The 17,755-nt window shown below is 66.9% G+C and carries 15 protein-coding genes; 7 read left to right on the top strand and 8 right to left on the bottom strand.

The annotated features are described in order from the left end of the window. Positions 1–24 precede the first annotated feature (24 nt). From DT343_RS03995 to DT343_RS03965, 7 genes are all read left to right on the top strand, one after another. The gene (locus DT343_RS03995; protein ID WP_112861824.1) at positions 25–1,161 is read left to right on the top strand and encodes an LptF/LptG family permease; all 1,137 of its coding nucleotides are present in this window, start codon (positions 25–27) and stop codon (positions 1,159–1,161) included. Further along, positions 1,158–2,297 (top strand): LPS export ABC transporter permease LptG, encoded by a 1,140-nt coding sequence (gene lptG / locus DT343_RS03990; RefSeq protein ID WP_112861823.1) that lies wholly within the window; start codon positions 1,158–1,160, stop codon positions 2,295–2,297. The genes DT343_RS03995 and lptG overlap by 4 nt, the downstream gene beginning before the upstream one ends. 33 nt (positions 2,298–2,330) lie before the next feature. Further along, positions 2,331–4,769 (top strand): LPS-assembly protein LptD, encoded by a 2,439-nt coding sequence (locus tag DT343_RS03985; protein ID WP_112861822.1) that lies wholly within the window; start codon positions 2,331–2,333, stop codon positions 4,767–4,769. A 72-nt stretch (positions 4,770–4,841) separates the two neighbouring features. Further along, a complete protein-coding gene (locus DT343_RS03980; RefSeq protein WP_258522495.1) occupies positions 4,842–6,209 on the top strand; it encodes a peptidylprolyl isomerase in 1,368 nt (455 codons plus the stop codon). Next, positions 6,206–7,210 (top strand): 4-hydroxythreonine-4-phosphate dehydrogenase PdxA, encoded by a 1,005-nt coding sequence (pdxA, locus tag DT343_RS03975; RefSeq protein ID WP_112861821.1) that lies wholly within the window; start codon positions 6,206–6,208, stop codon positions 7,208–7,210. Before DT343_RS03980 ends, pdxA begins: the two co-directional genes overlap by 4 nt. A gap of 8 nt (positions 7,211–7,218) precedes the next feature. Further along, positions 7,219–8,028, top strand: a complete 810-nt coding sequence (gene rsmA, locus DT343_RS03970) for a 16S rRNA (adenine(1518)-N(6)/adenine(1519)-N(6))-dimethyltransferase RsmA (RefSeq protein WP_112861820.1) — start codon at positions 7,219–7,221, stop codon at positions 8,026–8,028. After that, positions 8,025–9,149, top strand: a complete 1,125-nt coding sequence (locus tag DT343_RS03965; protein ID WP_112861819.1) for a pyridoxal phosphate-dependent aminotransferase — start codon at positions 8,025–8,027, stop codon at positions 9,147–9,149. Before rsmA ends, DT343_RS03965 begins: the two co-directional genes overlap by 4 nt. On the opposite strand, the gene DT343_RS03960 is transcribed toward DT343_RS03965, so the two are convergent. From DT343_RS03960 to fabD, 8 genes are all read right to left on the bottom strand, one after another. Further along, positions 9,146–10,897, bottom strand: a complete 1,752-nt coding sequence (locus DT343_RS03960; protein ID WP_112861818.1) for an ATP-binding protein — start codon at positions 10,895–10,897, stop codon at positions 9,146–9,148. The genes DT343_RS03965 and DT343_RS03960 overlap by 4 nt on opposite strands. A gap of 196 nt (positions 10,898–11,093) precedes the next feature. Beyond that, positions 11,094–11,735 carry a guanylate kinase gene (gmk, locus tag DT343_RS03955; protein WP_112861817.1) on the bottom strand — a complete coding sequence of 214 codons (642 nt, stop codon included), beginning with the start codon at positions 11,733–11,735 and terminating at the stop codon, positions 11,094–11,096. Beyond that, positions 11,725–12,609: a YicC/YloC family endoribonuclease gene (locus tag DT343_RS03950; RefSeq protein ID WP_112861816.1), complete on the bottom strand. Its 885-nt coding sequence runs from the start codon at positions 12,607–12,609 to the stop codon at positions 11,725–11,727. The genes gmk and DT343_RS03950 overlap by 11 nt, the downstream gene beginning before the upstream one ends. Continuing rightward, positions 12,606–13,766 (bottom strand): endolytic transglycosylase MltG, encoded by a 1,161-nt coding sequence (gene mltG / locus DT343_RS03945; protein ID WP_112861815.1) that lies wholly within the window; start codon positions 13,764–13,766, stop codon positions 12,606–12,608. The genes DT343_RS03950 and mltG overlap by 4 nt, the downstream gene beginning before the upstream one ends. Position 13,767: 1 nt before the next feature. Continuing rightward, complete coding sequence (gene fabF, locus DT343_RS03940; RefSeq protein WP_112861814.1) at positions 13,768–15,039, bottom strand: beta-ketoacyl-ACP synthase II; 1,272 nt, start codon at positions 15,037–15,039, stop codon at positions 13,768–13,770. A gap of 151 nt (positions 15,040–15,190) precedes the next feature. Next, positions 15,191–15,430 (bottom strand): acyl carrier protein, encoded by a 240-nt coding sequence (locus tag DT343_RS03935; protein ID WP_008264317.1) that lies wholly within the window; start codon positions 15,428–15,430, stop codon positions 15,191–15,193. 179 nt (positions 15,431–15,609) lie between these two features. Continuing rightward, positions 15,610–16,350 carry a 3-oxoacyl-[acyl-carrier-protein] reductase gene (gene fabG / locus DT343_RS03930; protein ID WP_055808649.1) on the bottom strand — a complete coding sequence of 247 codons (741 nt, stop codon included), beginning with the start codon at positions 16,348–16,350 and terminating at the stop codon, positions 15,610–15,612. An 86-nt stretch (positions 16,351–16,436) separates the two neighbouring features. Further along, the gene (gene fabD / locus DT343_RS03925; RefSeq protein WP_112861813.1) at positions 16,437–17,378 is read right to left on the bottom strand and encodes an ACP S-malonyltransferase; all 942 of its coding nucleotides are present in this window, start codon (positions 17,376–17,378) and stop codon (positions 16,437–16,439) included. Positions 17,379–17,755 lie beyond the last annotated feature (377 nt).

Here is a 17,755-nt window from a genome sequence, read left to right as displayed (position 1 = left end):
CAACCGGGCGAAGTCCATCCGCCCATGACCCTGATTCAAAGATACCTTTTTCGCCAGATCCTGTTCCCTGTGATCGCCGCGTGCGCAGCGCTGGCGGGAATCGGGATTCTGAGCCAGAGCCTCGACCAACTCCAGGTCATCGTGGAGCGGGGTCAGAGCGTGTGGATCATGGTCAAGCTGACCCTGCTCGCGCTGCCGCAACTGCTGTCGGTGATTCTACCCATCGGCCTTTTCGTCGGCGCCCTGATCGCCCTGACCCGTCTGCAACGCGAACAGGAGCTGACGGCGGCCTTCGCCGGGGGCATGACCCGGTGGCAGGTCATATCGCCGGCCGCCCGCATCGCCGTGCTGGTCGCCCTGGTCACCTTGCTGGTCAACGTCTTCATTCTGCCCTGGGCGCAGCAGGAGGCGCGGCGACAGGCGTTCGACATCCGCACCGACCTCGCCGCTTTACTGGTCGAGGAAGGCCAGTTCGTTCAGGGGCCTGACGGCCTGACCGTCTATGTGCAGCAGATTGAGCAGAACGGTCTGTTGAAGAACCTGTTCGTCTATCTGGACGACAAGGAGAAGGTGACGACCTGGAACGCGTCCGAGGCGCGCTTCAGCCGCGACGCCGGCGGCATTCCCATCCTGACCATGATCGACGGCTCGGCCCAGCGCTATTCGTCGGGCGGCGTGCTGGAGACGCTGTCGTTCGGGCGGTACGATTTCTCTCTCGCGCCCTTCGTCGGCGTGACCGACACCATTCGCTACAAGCCGACCGACCTCTATCTGCGCCAGCTGTTGAACCCGACGGCGAAGGTGCTTGAGGTCGCCGGTTCGCGCGGCGAGCTGCTGGCCGAGGCGCATTCGCGGCTGGCCTCGCCGCTCTACGCCATGGTCGCCATGGCCCTGGCGCTTTCGGCTATTCTAGGCGGCGCCTTCAGCCGCACCGGCTATACCGTACGCATCGCCAAGGCGGCGGGCCTGTTTTTGGTCCTGCGCGTCATCGGCTATGGCCTTGTCGCCGCCAGCGCCTGGAACGGCTGGATGAACGTGCTCCAATACGTCGTGCCGATCGTGGCCATCGTCGTCGCCCTGCGGGTTCTGTTCCGCGCGCTGAAGCCGCGTCGCAGCCGGACCACCGCCGCCCTGCGCGATCTGAAGGCCAAGTTCGCATGACCGCCGTCGCCGCCTCCGCCCGTCGTTCGCCGCATATCCCCCGTCTCGGCGGCATCGAGCGCTATGTGCTGGTTCAGCAGCTGAAGTCGCTGGGCGTGGCCCTGGCCGTGATTTCGGCGCTCGTCATGCTGATCGACTTCGTGGAGGTCTCGCGTGGCGTCGGCTCGGCCCAGGATCTGTCGGCCGTCCGCATTTTCGGCCTGGTGCTGCTCAAGTCGCCCTCGGTCATCGTGCAGTTGATGCCGTTCGTCTTCCTGTTCGGCACCCTGTCGGCCTTCATCAGCCTGAACCGCCGCAGCGAACTGATCGCCATGCGCGCGGCGGGCGTCTCCGCCTGGCGGTTCGTCCTGCCGGCGGCCGGCATGGCCTTCGTTCTGGGAGTGCTGACCGTCACGGTATTGGGTCCGATGGCGTCCGCCGGCGACGGCCTGTGGCAACGCGAGCGCGCACGGATTTCCGGCTCGGCGCCCGGCGGCGACCCCAAGGAAGCGATCTGGCTGCGCGAGGGCGACGATCAGCGCCAGATGATCATTCGCGCCGGCCAGCAGGACCGCGCCAATGCCCGACTGTTGGACGTCAGCTTCTTCATCTACACGACCGCGCCCGGCGGCGGTCGCACCTTCTCCGAGCGGATCGACGCCAAGTCGGCCTCGTTAAACGCCGGCAGCTGGCGCCTGACCGACGCCGTCGGCGCCCAGATCGGCCAGCGCGCCGTCACCTATTCCAGCCTGACATTGGTCTCCAGCTTGGCGGATGACGAGGCCTTCGAGCGTTTCGCCCGGCCGCAGGCCACGCCCTTCTGGTCGCTTCCCAATCAGATCAGCCGAATCGAAAACGCGGGCTTCACCTCGACCGCCTATCGCCTGCGCTTCCAGCAACTTCTGGCTACGCCGCTGGTGTTCGCCGCCATGTCGATCCTGGCCGCCGCCTTCTCCCTGCGGCTGATGCGATTGGGCGACCTGGCGCGTATGAGCGTGTCCGCCGTGGTGCTGGGCTTCGCCTTCTTCTTCCTGAACCAGTTCTCGTCGGCGATGGGATCGGCCGAGGTCGTGGCGCCCTTCGTCGCAGCCTGGCTGCCGCCTGTTCTTACCGCGCTCGCAGCCTTGACCTTGCTGTTCTATACCGAAGACGGCTAATCGGGCGCTCGCTTCTCAGACTACGGATGGCCTATGCAGGGTGATCGGCGCTTCGACGCTTTCAAAGCAAGGCTTCTCGCCGGTGCGGCCCTGGTCGCCTGCGCGCCCTTGGCGACGCCCGCATGGGCGCAAACGACACCTCCAGCCGCGGCCGCCCCTTCCGACGGCCTGCCGCCCGAAGCGGTCTATGTCGATGCCGACAACGCGCGTCGCGAAGGCGACACCATCTTCGTCAGCGGCACGCCCGAGAACCGCGCCTATGTCCGCACGCGTGGCCATGTGCTGCGCGGCGAGAACCTGTCCTATGATCTGAACGCCGGTTCGGCGACGGCCGAAGGCCGCGTCGAGGCCATCGCGCCTGATGGAACCGTGGTCTACGCCAGCCGTCTCGAGCTGGACGAAAACCTGGAGACCGGCGTCGCCGTCGATTTCGCCACGCGTCTGGCCAACGGCGCCAGCCTGATGGCCGCAACGGCTGTCCGCCGCAGCGAGAACGTCAGCGAACTGAACTACGCCCGCTTCACCCCCTGCCCGATCTGCGACGACGGCGGTCCCAAGACGCCGACCATCTCGATCCAGGCGGAAAAGGTGACGCAGGACGAGCAGTTGCGCGCGATCCTCTATCGCAACGCCGTCTTCTATATCGGGCCGGTGCCCATCTTCTACACGCCCTTCTTCGCCCACCCCGATCCCTCGGTGGAGCGGGCCTCGGGCTTCCTGGTGCCCATCGTCAACTATGACGAGGGTCGCGGCGTCTCCGTCGAGGTTCCCTATCTGCACGTCGTGTCGCCGTCCGAGGACTGGCTGATCAGCCCGCAGATCAACACCAGGGTCGCCCCGCTGCTGAACCTGCAATGGCGTCGACGGTTCGCCAACGGGATGATCGTGGCGCGCGGCGGCTACACCTACGAGCGCGAGTTCGGCGACTTCGACCGGGACGGCGACGGGAAGTTTGAAAGCAACGTCCGCTTCGGCGACCGCGAGCATCGTAGCTATCTGCTGTCGCACGGCGAGTTCGATCCGGACGGGCCCTGGCGATTCGGCTTCACGGCCGAGCGCACCTCGGACAAGACGCTGTTCGACCGCTATGACGTGCGCTCTCCCTATCAGGACAACGGCCTCTACTACGGCGACCGCCGCCGCCTGATCAGCCAGATCTACGCCGAACATCAGACCGATCGCTCTTACGTTTCGGTCGCGGCCTTCTCGATCCAGAGCCTGCGCCTGAACCCGGCCTTTGCGGCGACGGACTTCCGCGACGCCAACGGCTTCAAGGTGTTCGAGGACGACGACACCCTGCCCTTCGTCGCCCCGCTGATCGATGCCCGCTGGGAGCCGCGCGAACTGGTCTTTGGCGGCCGCCTGCGCCTGAAGGGCTCGGCCGTCTCTCTCTACCGCGACGCCTTCGTCGGCGCGCCGATCCTGAACCCGGAGATCGTTCCCGCCGTCACGACAGGTCTCGCCGGCGTCGACAGCCGCCGCATCACGGGTCAGGCGGAATGGCGCCGCGCGATCATCCTTCCCGTCGGCGTGCGCGTGGAACCGTTCGTCGACACGCGGGTCGATCTCTATTCCATGTCCGATCTGCCGCCGATGATGGGCATCGACAGCGACGAGACGGTCAGCCGGTCCCGGTTCAGCGCAGGCGTGGACATCGCCTATCCTCTGATCAAACGCATCGCCGACGCCGACATCATCTTGGAGCCGGTGGGTCAGTTCTCGGTCTCCAACAAGGTCAGCCTCGACCGCCGAATCCCGATCGAGGATTCGCAGGTTCTTGAGCTGGACGAGTCGTCGCTGTTCCGCATGGACCGCTTCTCCGGCTATGACCTGCTGGAGGGCGGCGCGCGCGTGACGGCGGGCGGTCGCGCCACCATCCGCTGGGCCGAGGGGCGCAAGGCCAGCCTGTTCGTTGGCCGCAGCTATCGCTTCGATCAGCAGGACGACTTCCGCACCTCCATCCCGGACGATCCCGCACGGCTGTATGATCCGACCGGCCTTGCGTCCGAGACGTCCGACTGGGTCGTGCAGGGCGACTTCTCCCCCTCCGATCGTATCCGCAGCTGGTTCCACGCCACCGTCAACGGTTCGGGCGAAGTGCGCCGCGCCGAGGCGGCGCTAGACGGCCGCTGGGGTCGCCGCAACCTGGCGACCGTCAGCTACATTCTGGATCAGTCGAACCCGGTCGACGGGCCGCTCAACCGGAACTACGAGTTCGTTCAACTGGCGGGCCAGCAATTCGTCTTCCAGAACTGGGGTTTCACCGTCGCGGGCATCGCCGATCTGAAAGAAAACCAGATTACCCGATCCGAAGTCGGGGTGCTTTTCGATGACGACTGCCTGCGGTTCGAACTGGGTTATCGTCGCGACAACACGCGTGCGCGGCCCGGCGGCGCGTCAGAAGGCGTCTATGTGCGCCTAAACCTCGCCACTTTCGGAGGTTCAGGTTATGGACAGGGCGAAATGCGTTGAGCATGACGCTTTACGGGGCGCGACTGCCTGCCGGTTTGGCCGGCGGACCGCTGTGAGGAATCAGGACGAACAATGGGTTTGATGCGTTATTCGACGGGGGCTGCGCTCGCGGCAGTCCTCCTCGCCGGTTCGGCCTATGCCCAGACGGCGCCCGCCCCCGCGCAAGCCTCTACACCCGCGCAGAGCCCTGCGGCCGGCGCGCCGAACCCTGCGGCTGAAGAGGCGCCCACGACGGCGCGCCCCGCCCCTCAGTTCGAAATGGCCGACGGCATCGTCGCGACCGTCAACGACAAGATCATCACCGGCTATGACCTGCGTCAGCGTATGCTGATGCTGATCGCCTCATCCCAGGTTCAGCCGACCGAGCAGAACCTGCCCGCCATTCAGCAGGCCGCCCTGAACGCCCTGATCGAGGATCGCCTCAAGGATCAGGAAATGGCCAAGTTCGAGAGCCTGAAGGTCACGGACGAGGAAGTTGACGGCGAGATCGCCGAAATGGCCCGCGCCGCCGGCACGACGCCGCAGGCCTATATGCAGTTCCTGCAACAGGGCGGCATCCAGCCCGCCGCCTTCCGCGACAATCTGCGCACCCAGATCGGCTGGAGCCAGCTAATCCCGGGTCGCTTCAACAGCCGCGCCCGCGCCAGCACCCTTCAGGTCGATCAGGAAGTCCGTCGTCTGAAGGAGGCGGCGTCCAAGCCCCAGTTCCTGCTCGGTGAAATCTATATCGACGCGGCGCGCGTCGGCGGCGCCCAAGCGGCCTTGAACGGCGCCCGCCAGCTCGTGCAGCAGATCATCCAGGGCGCGCCGTTCCAGGCCGTCGCCCAGCAGTTTTCCGCCGCCCCGTCGGCCAGCGCCCGCGTGCCGGGCGATGCGGGTTGGGTGGTCAAGGACTCGCTCCAACCAGCCGTGCAGTCGGTGTTGGAACAGCTGCAGCCTGGACAGCTGTCGAACCCCATCGTCGTCGATGGCGGCGTCTATATCCTCTACCTCCGCGACAAGCGTGACGGCGCCTCGACCAGCCTGGTTTCGCTGAAACAGGTCATGGTCGAACTGCCTGAAACCGCGTCGGAAGCTGATGTGGCCGCCGCGACCGCCAAGCTGGAAGGTCTGCGCAATGGCCTGACCTGCGATAACATCATCTCCCAGGCCCGCGCGACGCAGGGCGTCCTGGGCGCCGATCTCGGCGAATCGGATGTCGCCAACCTGGCGCCGCAGTTCCAGCAGTTCGCCCGCACGGGCGAAATCGGTTCGGTCTCGACGCCGATCCGCACCCCGCTGGGCCTGCACTTGGTCGCCGTCTGCGGTCGTCGCGTCGGCGGGCCGGAAGCGCCGAACCGTCAGCAGGTCGAAAACCGTCTGCGCGCCCAGAACCTGGCCGTGCTGGAGCGCCGCTATCTGCGCGATCTGCGCAGCGACGCCCTGATCGAGTTCAAATGACCCCAGCGGTCGCGCCTCTGGTTCTGACGCTGGGCGAACCCGCCGGCGTCGGGCCGGAGATCGTGGCCGCCGCCTGGAAGGCTTTGCGCGCCGAGCAGACGGCCTTCGCCGTCATCGGCGACGCGGCGCTGTTGCGCGCGCAAGATGTTCCCGTGGCCGAGGTCGGCGCTCCCGGCGACGCCCATGGCCTGTTCGGCTCCGCCCTTCCCGTCATCCATCGCCCCCTCCCCGCGCCGGTCCTGGTCGGGTCGCCCGATCCGGCCAATGCCTCGGCCGTCGCGGACGGGATTGAGGAGGCGGTCAGTTTCGCCCTGTCCGGCGAGGCGTCCGGCGTCGTCACCGCCCCCATCGCCAAGGCGCCCATGTACGCCTCGGGCTTTCGCTTCCCCGGCCATACCGAGTTCATCGCCGAACTCACCGCCGATGCGCCCTACGCCGGAACGCGCGGACCGGTGATGATGCTGACGGCCCGGAACCTGCGCGCCTGCCTCGTCACCATTCACGTCGCCCTGGACCAGGTGCCGGAACTGGTCACGGCCGAGCGTGTCGCCCGCACCGCCCGCGTCGTCCACGAAAGCCTGAAACGCGACTTCGCCATCGCCCGCCCGCGCCTGGCCATGGCCGCCCTGAATCCCCACGCGGGCGAAGGCGGCGCCTTGGGCCTGCAGGAATGCGACATCCTGATCCCCGTAGCCGAACAGCTTCGCGCCGAGGGCATCGACATCACTGACCCCAGACCCGCCGACACGATGTTCCATGACGAGGCGCGCGCGACCTATGACGCCGCCATCTGCATGTATCACGACCAGGCCCTGATCCCGGTCAAGACGCTGGACTTCTGGGGCGGGGTCAATGTCTCCCTGGGCCTGCCGATCATCCGCACCTCGCCCGATCACGGGACCGGCTGCGACATCGCCGGCAAGGGCGTCGCACGTCCCGACAGCCTGATCGCCGCCATTCGCCTGGCATCGGAGATGGCGGCGGCCCGCGCCGCGCGCTAACAGGGCGTGTGACCGACCTTCCCTCTCTCCGCGAAACCCTCGACGCCCACGGCCTTTCGGCCAAGAAGAGCTTCGGCCAGCATTTCCTGCTGGACCTGAATGTCACCCGCAAGATCGTGCGCCTGGCCGGCCCGTTCGAGGGCCGCGCCGTGATCGAGGTCGGCCCCGGCCCTGGCGGCCTGACCCGCGCCCTGCTGGAATCCGACGCCGGCGCCGTGGTCCTGGTGGAAAAGGATCCGCGCTTCATTCCCTTGCTGACCGAACTGGACGACGGCTCGGGCCGCCTGACCATCGTCGAGGCCGACGCGCTGAAGGTGAAGGAGGCGGATCTGGTCTCCGGCCCGACCCATCTGGTGTCCAACCTGCCCTACAATGTCGGCACCCCCCTGCTGATCAAATGGCTGACCGGCCCGTGGCTGCCCCACAGCCTGACCCTGATGTTCCAGAAGGAAGTCGCCGAGCGCGTCGCCGCAGGCCCAGGCGAGGCCGCCTACGGCCGTCTGGCCGTCATCGGCCAGGCCGTCTGTACCGCCCGCATCGTCATGCACCTGCCCGCCGCCGCCTTCACGCCGCCGCCTAAGGTGGCCTCGGCCGTCGTCCATCTGGTTCCGCTGGATGAGCGCCCGTCGCCTGAACGCCTGAAGAAGCTGGAACGCGTCACCGCCGCCGCCTTCGGCCAGCGCCGCAAGATGCTGCGGTCCAGTCTGAAACAGCTGGGCGGCGCCGCCCTGTGCGAGGCCGCTGGCATTGAACCGGACGCCCGCGCCGAAACCATTGATGTCGCGGGCTTCCTGCGCCTGGCAGACGCCCTTCAATGACCGTCGAACCCTTTCGCGCCATCTCCGTCAGCCGTCTGGCGCACCAGCTCAAGAGCGAAGGCCGGTCGATCATCCATATGGAGTTCGGCCAACCCTCGACCGGGGCGCCCGCCGCCGCGATTGCGCGAGCGCATCAGGTGCTGGACGCCGACGCGATGGGCTATTGGGAAAGTCCCGATCTGCGCGCCCGCATCGCGCGCCTGTACGACGAGCGATACGGCGTCGCCGTCGATCCCAACCGCATCTTGCTGACCTGCGGCGCCTCCCCGGCCCTGGTGCTGGCGCTCAGCACCCTGTTCAAGCCCGGCGACCGGATCGCCCTGGCCCGGCCCGGTTATGTCGCCTATCGCAACACCCTGCGCGCCCTGCATCTCGAACCGGTCGAAATCGCCTGCGGTCCCGACACCCGGTTCCAACTCACCGCCGCCCAACTCCAGGCCCTGAATCCCGCCCCCGCCGGCGTCATCATCGCCAGCCCGGCCAATCCGACCGGCACCATTATCCCCGACGCCGAGCTGGCCACCATCGCCGAGGTCTGCCGCGCGCGCAACATCGCCATCGTCTCGGACGAGATCTACCAAGGCCTCAGCTACGTCGGCCCGACGCCCTCGATGCTGCAGTTTGCGCCCGAGGCCGTGGTCATCAACAGCTTCTCCAAATACTGGAGCATGGCGGGCTGGCGTCTCGGCTGGCTCCTGGTTCCCGAGGACCGGATCGACGCCGCCCGCGCCTATATCGGCAACATGTTCCTGACGCCCCCCAGCCTCAGCCAGCATGCCGGTCTGGTCGCCATGGATGCGATCGATGAGCTGGAAGGCCATATCCAGACCTACGCCCGCAACCGCCAGCTCATGCTGGAGGCCCTGCCCGCGCTGGGGCTTCGCAAGATCGCGCCCCCCGATGGCGCCTTCTACATCTGGGCGGACATCGGCCATCTGACGAACGACAGCGTGGCCTTCTGCGAGCAGTTGCTGCGCGACACCGGCGTCGCCACGGCGCCCGGCGTCGACTTCGACCCTGTCGAAGGCCACCATTTCATCCGTTTCAGCTTCGCCGTCTCGACGCCGGAGATCGAAGACGCATTGAGCCGCCTGCACCCCTGGTTTGCAGCCCTGGCTTAAGCCGCCTTCGCCTGCGCCGCGGCCGAGGTCGCCCGGTGCAAGGCGTCATAGAGCTTCTTCGGCTCCAGCGGCTTGGCCAGCCAGTCCGTCATGCCGGCCGCATAGCAGGCCTGCACCTGTTCGGATTCCGTGCCTGCGCTGAACCCGATTACCGGGGCGACGGCGTTGGGGCCGCCAGACGCGCGCAAGCGCCGTGTCGTCTCGTTGCCGTCGATTCCCGGCATATTCACATCCATCAGCACCACGTCGAACGCCTTCTCGGACAGCAGCGCCAGCGCCAGATGGCCGTCCGAGGCCGTGGTCAGATCGACGTTCAAGGGTTGAAGCACGAGCGCGATGGTTCGGCGATTGATCTCGTGATCGTCCACGGCCAGCACGCGAAGACGCCGAGCCAGAACGGGCGCCGCCGCCTCGTGTCCGTCCAAGGCCTGCGTCGGCTGACCCGCCGGCAGATCGACACACAGGGTGAAGGCCGCGCCCTGCCCCGGCGTGCTCTCGACCGTCAGATCGCCGCCCATCAACCGCGCCAGCTCCCGGCTGACGGTCAGGCCCAGGCCTGTCCCGCCATAGGTGCGCGCCACCTCGGCGGACCCCTGCGCGAAGGGGGTGAACAGGCGGCTCATCGCCTCGGGCGCAATGCCCGCGCCCTGGTCGATCACGGTCAGGGTCAGACAGTGCTTGCCGTCCCCGCCCGGCGCCGACGCCTCGAGACGGATCGCGCCAGACGGTGTGAACTTGATCGCGTTGGACACCAGGTTGTTGATGATCTGGCGCAGACGATAGGGGTCCCCGCGCAGCCACACCGCCTCGCCGTCCACGCCCGACATCTCCAGCGTCAGCCCCTTGTCGGCCGCCGGCGCCGCCCAGAATCGCACCGTATCGCGCATCAAGTCGCCCAGTTCGAAGTCGCGGCTTTCCATCGCCATGGCGCCGGCCTCCATCTTGGAGTGGTCCAGAAGGTCGTTCAGCATGCCGGTCATCAGTCGTCCGGCGTCGATGATCAGATCGGCCGTCTCTACCCGGTGTTCATTCAACTTGCCGTCACGAATCACATGGGCGCCGGCCAGGATGGCGCTGACGGGCGTGCGCAGTTCGTGGCTGACGATCGCCGCCATCGCCGCACGATCGGCCATGGCCGCCTGCGCCTGTTCCAGCCGCGTCTCCGCCTCCGCCCGAGATTTCACCTCGGCTTCACGTGATCCGTGCACCCGCCAATAGATGTTCAGCACCATGCCGACGAACAGGACGGCGGACAGGGTCATGACCACGACCCCGCGTGTATCGCCCTGCATCACCTTGATCACCGGCATCAAGGCCAGCGCCGCCAGATAGGGACTGCCACCGATGAAGAAGATTCGACGCGAGGCGATGCCGGACGCGACGTTGGTCAACAGCCCGCCTGCCATCGTCAGGGCGGCGAGCGTGACCAGCGCCGGATGGTTGGTGGACCAGATGATCAGACCCATCGCGGCATAGGTGGTCGCCATCGCAGTGGTGGACGCCAGGGCGACAAACACGGCAAGCGGGCTCTGTGACGCCTCGGCGCGTCTGAACGGCGCCATGGCCCAGAGTTCGAATGCTTGCACCAGAACCGCGACCGCCAGCCACAGCGGGACCCATCGCAGCATTCCGGCTTCATTCATGGCCCAACCGACCAAGGCGGCGAGCAGAAGCCTGACCGGAACCTGCTTGACCCTCTCCTTGGCGCTGCTGGCCAGAAGAGGCGCGATCGAATGAAGAAAACCCATGACACCCCCGTTCACCACCTGACGTTAGGTCAAGAGGACGAACAGGACGTAAACCTGAGCAGTGGGCAGCTACGGAATAGTCCCTATCGCTGTGTTTACCGTCCGAAATCTCCTTCCCGGCAAAACGGCATCAGTAGCGTAGCGTTGAGTACCCACAGCGCCGCAGGTCCCCCATGGCCTGTGGCGCTGTTTCTATTCAGACGGCTTCGCTCAGCAGGGCGGCCTTGTAGTCGCCGACCCACAGGTTCCTGAACCGGCGCGAACGCTCGGCGTGATAGATGTGGGCCAGTTCGGCGTAGGAACGGTCGAAGTCCTCGTTCACCAGCACATAGTCGAAGGCGTCGCAGTGTTCGATCTCGCCCTTGGCGTTGGCGACGCGGCGTTCGATCACGTCGTCGGCGTCCTGTGAGCGGGTGACGAGACGGCGACGCAACTCTTCCAGGCTGGGCGGCAGGATGAAGACGCGCACGGCGTCCTCGGGGCATTTCTCGGCCACGTCGCGCGCGCCCTGCCAGTCGATGTCGAACAGCACGTCGCGTCCCTCGGCCAGCGCCTTGTCGACCGGCGCGCGCGGGCTGCCGTAACGATTGCCATGGACGTCCGCCCATTCCAGGAAGGCGTCCTCGTCGATCAGGCGCTGGAATTCATCATGGCCGACGAAGTTGTAGTCTCGCCCATCCACCTCGCCCGGCCGGATGCCGCGCGTGGTCATGGAGACGGACAGCTCCAGACCGCCATGATCGGCCATCAACCGCCGGCACAGCGAGGTCTTGCCGGCGCCCGAAGGACTGGCGACGATCAGGAGGACGCCCCGACGGGGGCTGCGTTCATTCGACATTCTGGACCTGCTCACGCAACTGTTCGATGACGGCCTTGAGCTCCAGGCCGATTCCGGTGAGCGCGGTCGTAGCGGATTTCGAGCACAGCGTGTTGGCCTCACGCATGAATTCTTGCATCAGGAAGTCGAGTTTCCGCCCGGCGGGCACCGAGGCCACAAGCTGGCGTGCCGAGGCGACGTGGGCGGTCAGCCGATCCAGCTCCTCGCGCACGTCCGCCTTGGTCGCAAGGGCGGCCGCTTCCAGGAAGATCCGGTCCTCAAGCCCCGGCGCATCGGGCGCCAGTTCGGAGATTCGACGGGTGAAGCGATCGCGAATAGCTTCGACCTGCGCCGCCGCCTCGCCCTCCGCCTGGGCCACCAGCGCCTCGATACGAGCGATGAATTCGTCCAGCACCGGGGTCAGTTGCGCGCCCTCGTTCTGGCGTGACGCCTTCAGCGCATCCAGCGCCTCTTCGACTGTGCGAGTCATGGCCGCCTCGACAGCCGCCCGCGCCTCGGGATCGTCCGCCTCTTCCGGCGCCTCGATCACACCGCGCAGGGCCAGCAGGCCGTCAGCCGACGGCGGCGTCGCGCCATCCTCGGCGAGTTCGTTCGCCAGCGTCAGATAGCGCGCCAGCACGGCGGCGTTGATCGTGACCGCCGCCTCGCCGGCTTCGACGCGCTTGGCATGAACGCCGATGGTGACCTGGCCCCGCGCGAACCGCGCCTGACCGGCCGCCTTGGCCGCCCGCTCCAGCCCGTCGAAACCGTTCGGTCCCCGGAACCGGACCTCCAGATTGCGCCCGTTAACGGAGCGGGCCTCGGCCGACCACGTCCAGCCTTCGCCGGCTCCGTCGGCCCGACCGAAGCCGGTCATGCCAGAAAGCGTGCTCATCGGGGCCCCTGCGTCGCGCCGGCCGGAAGGGTGATCGTCGCCTGACCGTTCCCGACAGGTGCCGCGGACGGTTCGGTCGTCATCGGCGCCGCACTGGTTCCCGGCGTTGCGGGCGGCGTGGCTTCCGGCGGCAGGCCCGCTTTCTGGCGCTCGATCTGACGCCACCGCGCGACGTTCTGCAGATGCTCGTCATAGGTCAGGGCGAAGGCATGTCCGCCCGAGCCATCCGCCACGAAGAACAGGGCCGGATCGGCCGGCGGGTTCAACACGGCCTTGACCGCATCCTTGCCCGGATTGGCGATCGGCGTCGGCGGCAGCCCGTTGATCTGGTAGGTGTTCCACGGCGTCGGGGCCAGCAACTCCGATCGCCGGATGCCCCGTCCCAGCGGCCGACCCTTCGTCACGCCGTAGACGATGGTCGGATCGCTCTCCAGCCGCATCCCCGCCCGCAGACGGTTAGTGAACACCGCCGCGACACGCGGTCGTTCCGCCGCCAGCGCGGTTTCCTTCTCCACGATGGAGGCCAGAATCACAGCCTCCTCCGGCGTGCGCGCGACGGTCGCCGGCGACCTTTGGCTCCACAGCAGGCGCAGATTCTCGGTCGCCGCGCGCTGCATCCGGTCGATCACCGACTGGCGGGTGTCGCCGCGCGAAACTTCATAGGTGTCGGGCCACAGGCTGCCTTCCTCGGGCGTCTCGGCGACCGTCCCGGTCAGCACGGCTTCCTTGTTCAGGATGTCCACCGCCTGCAACGACGACCAGCCCTCAGGCAGGGTCACGAAATGGCGCACCACCCGCCCTTCGACCAACAGGTTCAGCACTCCGGCCAGGGACGTGCCGGACGGCACCTCGTATTCGCCGGCCCTCAACCGCCGATCCGCGCCGGTCAGGGTCGCCGCCGCACGGAACAGGTCTGTCGAACGGATCACCCCCGCCGCCTTCATCCGCGCGGCGATGGCCGAAACGCCGGACCCGCTGGGCAGGGTGACCACCGTCGTCTGCCCCTGCCGCGCGGACGGTCCCGGCGCATAATAGACCGCCCAGACGGCGATCAGCGCCACCAGCACGAACAGGCCGAAGGTCGCGGACGCGGTCAGAAGCGAGACCGTAAAGCCCGACCGCCCGCTGGATTTCTCGACCCGCCCGCGCCCGAACATCTCAGTCGACCTTCTTGAAAATCACCGAGGCGTTGGTGCCCCCGAAGCCGAAGCTGTTGGACATGGCCACATCGATCTTCATCGGCTTGGCCTTGTTGGGGACCAGGTCGATGGGCGTCTCCATCTCGGGGTCGTCCAGATTGATCGTCGGCGGCGCGATCTGATCGCGGATCGCCAGCACGCAGAAGGCCGCCTCGATGGCGCCGGCCGCGCCCAGCAGGTGTCCGGTCATCGACTTGGTCGAAGAGACGGTCAGGTTCTGCGAATGATCGCCGACCAACCCCTCAATCCCCTTCAGCTCGATCCAGTCGGCCATGGTCGAGGTGCCGTGGGCGTTGACGTAGTCCAGGTCCGACGGCTGCAGCCCGGCCCGCTTCAGCGCCGCCTTCATGGCCCGCACCCCGCCTTCGCCGTCCTCGGACGGGGCGGTGATGTGATAGGCGTCGCCGCTCATGCCGTAGCCCACGACCTCGGCATAGATCTTGGCCCCGCGCGCCTTGGCGTGCTCGTATTCTTCCAGCACCAGGATGCCGGCGCCTTCGCCCATGACGAAGCCCGCATGGCCCCGATCATAGGGACGCGACGCCTTTTCGGGCGTGTCATTATAGGCGGTGCAAAGCGCCTTGCAGGCCAAAAAGCCCGCGATACCGATCGGCACGACCGAGCTTTCGGCCCCGCCCGCCACCATCACGTCCGCGTCGTCCAGCGCGATCATCCGGGCCGCGTCGCCGATGGCATGGGCGCCCGTGGCGCAGGCGGTCACCGCCGCGTGGTTCGGCCCCTTCAGGCCATGACGGATCGAGATTTGGCCACCGGCCAGATTGATCAGGGCGCTGGGGATGAAGAAGGGGCTGACGCGACGCACGCCCTGCTCCTTCAGGACAATGGCCGTGTCAGCGATGGGGCCCAGGCCGCCGATGCCGGAGCCGACCATGACGCCAGTGCGCTCCTTGTCCTCGTCCGTCTCGGGCTTCCAGTTGGCGTCGGCCAGGGCCTCGTCCGCCGCCGCGATGGCGTACAGGATAAAGTCGTCGACACGCTTCCTGTCCTTGACGGACATGATCTTCTCGGGGTCGAAGTCGCCTTCGCCGCCGCCGCCGCGTCCATCCACGCTCGGCACTTCGCCGGCGATGGTGCAGCCATAACCCGTAGTGTCGAACGACGTAATCGGGCCGATGCCCGAGCGTCCCTCGACGATGCCCTTCCAGCTCTTCTCGACGCCCCAACCCAGGGGGGTCAGCAGACCGATGCCCGTAACGACGACGCGGCGCATGGTGCGTGCTCCCTTATCTCCAGCCCGACCCTTCGGAATCATTGCGGATTCGCGCGGGTCAGAAACAGTAAAGGCCGCCGGGCGTCTCCGCTAGGAGCGCCGGGCGGCCCTGTGAACCGTCAGCCTGTTCGGCCGATATCGGCGACTGAGATCAGCCGGCCGACTTTTCGTCGATGAACTTGACCGCATCGCCGACCGTCTGGATGTGCTCGGCGGCGTCATCCGGGATCTCGATGTCGAATTCTTCTTCGAAGGCCATCACCAGCTCGACGTTGTCGAGCGAGTCGGCGCCCAGGTCGTCGATGAAGCTGGCCTTTTCGGTGACCTTGTCCGGATCGGCGTCCAGATGGTCGATGACGATCTTGCGAACGCGCTCGAGGGTGTCGGACATGAGTGTCTCTCTGCCTGTTTGAAATCGCCGTAGAGGCGGGGGTAGCTCAGAAATCGCCGTCTCACGGCAGCGATGGCGACGCAAGCCCGAAAGCCCGAACCGCCGACGCATTCAACCCTTTAGCACAGGCTTTCGGGCTGGAAATAGTCTGTTGCGCGACGTGATAAGGGCCGCAGCCCTTAAATCATCGCCATGCCGCCGTTCACATGCAGGGTCTGGCCCGTCACATAGGCGGCTTCGTCGGACGACAGATAGACGGCGGCGGCGGCGATCTCGTCGCCCGAACCCAGCCGGCCCGCCGGAATCCGGCCCAGGATGGTCTCACGCTGCTGATCGTTCAGCACGTCGGTCATCGGCGAGGCGATGAAGCCCGGCGCGATGCAGTTGACCGTGATGCCGCGCGAGCCGACCTCCTGCGCCAGCGACTTGGAAAAGCCGATCATCCCGGCCTTGGACGCCGAATAGTTGGTCTGGCCCGGATTGCCGGTCACGCCGACGACAGAGGTGACGCCGATGATTCGCCCCGAACGGCGCTTCATCATCCCCTTCACCGCCGCGCGGGTCAGGCGGAAATAGCTTTCCAGATTGACGGTCAGGACCGACTGGAAATCCTCGTCCTTCATCCGCATCAATAGGCCGTCCTTGGTGATGCCTGCATTGGCCACCAGGATGTCCAAGGCTGAGCCCGCCGCCGTTTCGGCTGCGTTGACCAGATTGTCGACCGATTCCGGGTCCGACAGGTTCGCCGTGGCGAAATGCGCCCGCTCCCCCAGCTCCTTGGCCAGATCGGCCAGCACGGCCTCGCGTGTGCCCGACAGCACCACGGTCGCGCCCTGGGCATGCAGCGCCCGCGCCACCGCCCCGCCGATTCCGCCCGTCGCGCCGGTCACCAGCGCGGTCTTGCCTGCAAGATTGAACATTTGTCTCTCCGTCGTGGCGAGTGATTAGTGCCGAGTGGCGAGGAAAAGCAAAGTCGCGTGACGAAGCCGTCGCCACGCGTCCCGCGTCAGCCCTTGGCGAACGCTTCCAACTCTTCGGGCGTATTCAGCGGCAAGGCCTCGGCGTCCGGCGCGATCCGCTTGGCCATGCCGGTCAGCACCTTGCCCGAGCCGATCTCGACGAAACGGGTCACGCCGCCTTCGGTCGCCATCCATTCCATGCTCTCGCGCCAGCGCACCCGGCCGGTGACCTGTTCGACCAGCAGGCGGCGGATGACTTCCGGATCGCTCTCGGGCCGCGCCAGGACGTTGGCGACGACAGGTACGACCGGCGCGACAATCTTCGCCTCGGCCAGGGCGGCGGCCATCTCGTCGGCGGCCGGTTGCATCAGCGGGCAGTGGAACGGCGCGGAGACGTTCAGCGGGATCGCCCGCGCACCCAGTTCCTTGGCCTTCTCGATGGCCCGGTCCACAGCGGCCTTCTCGCCTGAGATGACGATATTGCCGTTGTTGTTGTCATTGGCGACCACGCAGACGCCGACTTCCGAACCGGCCTCCGCCGCTGCTTCCGCCAGCGCGAGATCCGTCTTGGGGCCGATCAGCGACGCCATCGCCCCCTGCCCCACCGGAACCGCGCGCTGCATGGCCTGACCACGCAGCTTCAGCAGCCGCGCCGTATCCGACAGCGAGATCGCGCCCGCGGCCGCCAGGGCCGAATATTCTCCCAGCGAGTGACCGGCCACATAGGCCGCGCTCGCCACGTCAAAGCCGAACTCGGCTTTCAAAGCCCGGATCGCCGCCACGGACACCGCCATCAGCGCGGGCTGGGCGTTCTCGGTCAGGGTCAGTTGATCCTCGGGGCCTTCGCGCATCAGCACCGACAGCTTCTGGCCCAGCGCCTCGTCCACCTCGGCGAAGACGTCGCGAGCGGATTGGAAGGCGTCCGCCAACGGCGCGCCCATGCCGACGGCCTGGCTGCCCTGTCCCGGAAACAGAAGTGCGAGGGTCATCGACCCCTCCCTGAATCGTTCATCAAGGCGCGGACCCGTAAGCCGAGACTTACCCGAGGGCAAGCGCCGCACATCGTCTCCTCCCCACTTGTGGGGAGGGGGACCGCCCCCGGGTCTCGCCGAAGGCGAGCCCGAGGACAGGCGGCGCGGTGGGGGGGGGTCCTGACGTCCCATAGAGGAGGCGGATGCGCTGAAGAGCCCCTCCGTCTCTCCGCTGCGCTTCGAGCCACCTCCCCATGACATGGGGAGGAGACGATGCTCAGCCATCGCAATGCCGCTGCTCCATCCGCAGCGATTTCAACCGCTTGCCGATTTATGTCCCCCGTCTCCCATCCCAGGGGTCAAACAGCGCCATAATGCACCCGTCTCGTCGCATG

The organism is Brevundimonas vesicularis (genome assembly GCF_900445985.1).
In the GTDB taxonomy this organism is placed as follows: Bacteria; Pseudomonadota; Alphaproteobacteria; order Caulobacterales; family Caulobacteraceae; genus Brevundimonas; species Brevundimonas vesicularis_D.
The sequence above is the reverse complement of the archived record's forward strand: the minus strand, read 5'-3'. Positions and strand labels throughout refer to the sequence as shown.

Bases quoted from the DNA above. Each gene is read 5' to 3' on its own strand.
- DT343_RS03995 (WP_112861824.1), top strand. From the start codon at position 25: ATGACCCTGATTCAAAGATACCTTTTTCGCCAGATCCTGTTCCCTGTG.
- lptG (WP_112861823.1), top strand. From the start codon at position 1,158: ATGACCGCCGTCGCCGCCTCCGCCCGTCGTTCGCCGCATATCCCCCGT.
- DT343_RS03985 (WP_112861822.1), top strand. From the start codon at position 2,331: ATGCAGGGTGATCGGCGCTTCGACGCTTTCAAAGCAAGGCTTCTCGCC.
- DT343_RS03980 (WP_258522495.1), top strand. From the start codon at position 4,842: ATGGGTTTGATGCGTTATTCGACGGGGGCTGCGCTCGCGGCAGTCCTC.
- pdxA (WP_112861821.1), top strand. From the start codon at position 6,206: ATGACCCCAGCGGTCGCGCCTCTGGTTCTGACGCTGGGCGAACCCGCC.
- DT343_RS03965 (WP_112861819.1), top strand. From the start codon at position 8,025: ATGACCGTCGAACCCTTTCGCGCCATCTCCGTCAGCCGTCTGGCGCAC.
- DT343_RS03960 (WP_112861818.1), bottom strand. From the start codon at position 10,897: ATGGGTTTTCTTCATTCGATCGCGCCTCTTCTGGCCAGCAGCGCCAAG.
- gmk (WP_112861817.1), bottom strand. From the start codon at position 11,735: ATGTCGAATGAACGCAGCCCCCGTCGGGGCGTCCTCCTGATCGTCGCC.
- DT343_RS03950 (WP_112861816.1), bottom strand. From the start codon at position 12,609: ATGAGCACGCTTTCTGGCATGACCGGCTTCGGTCGGGCCGACGGAGCC.
- mltG (WP_112861815.1), bottom strand. From the start codon at position 13,766: ATGTTCGGGCGCGGGCGGGTCGAGAAATCCAGCGGGCGGTCGGGCTTT.
- fabF (WP_112861814.1), bottom strand. From the start codon at position 15,039: ATGCGCCGCGTCGTCGTTACGGGCATCGGTCTGCTGACCCCCCTGGGT.
- DT343_RS03935 (WP_008264317.1), bottom strand. From the start codon at position 15,430: ATGTCCGACACCCTCGAGCGCGTTCGCAAGATCGTCATCGACCATCTG.
- fabG (WP_055808649.1), bottom strand. From the start codon at position 16,350: ATGTTCAATCTTGCAGGCAAGACCGCGCTGGTGACCGGCGCGACGGGC.
- fabD (WP_112861813.1), bottom strand. From the start codon at position 17,378: ATGACCCTCGCACTTCTGTTTCCGGGACAGGGCAGCCAGGCCGTCGGC.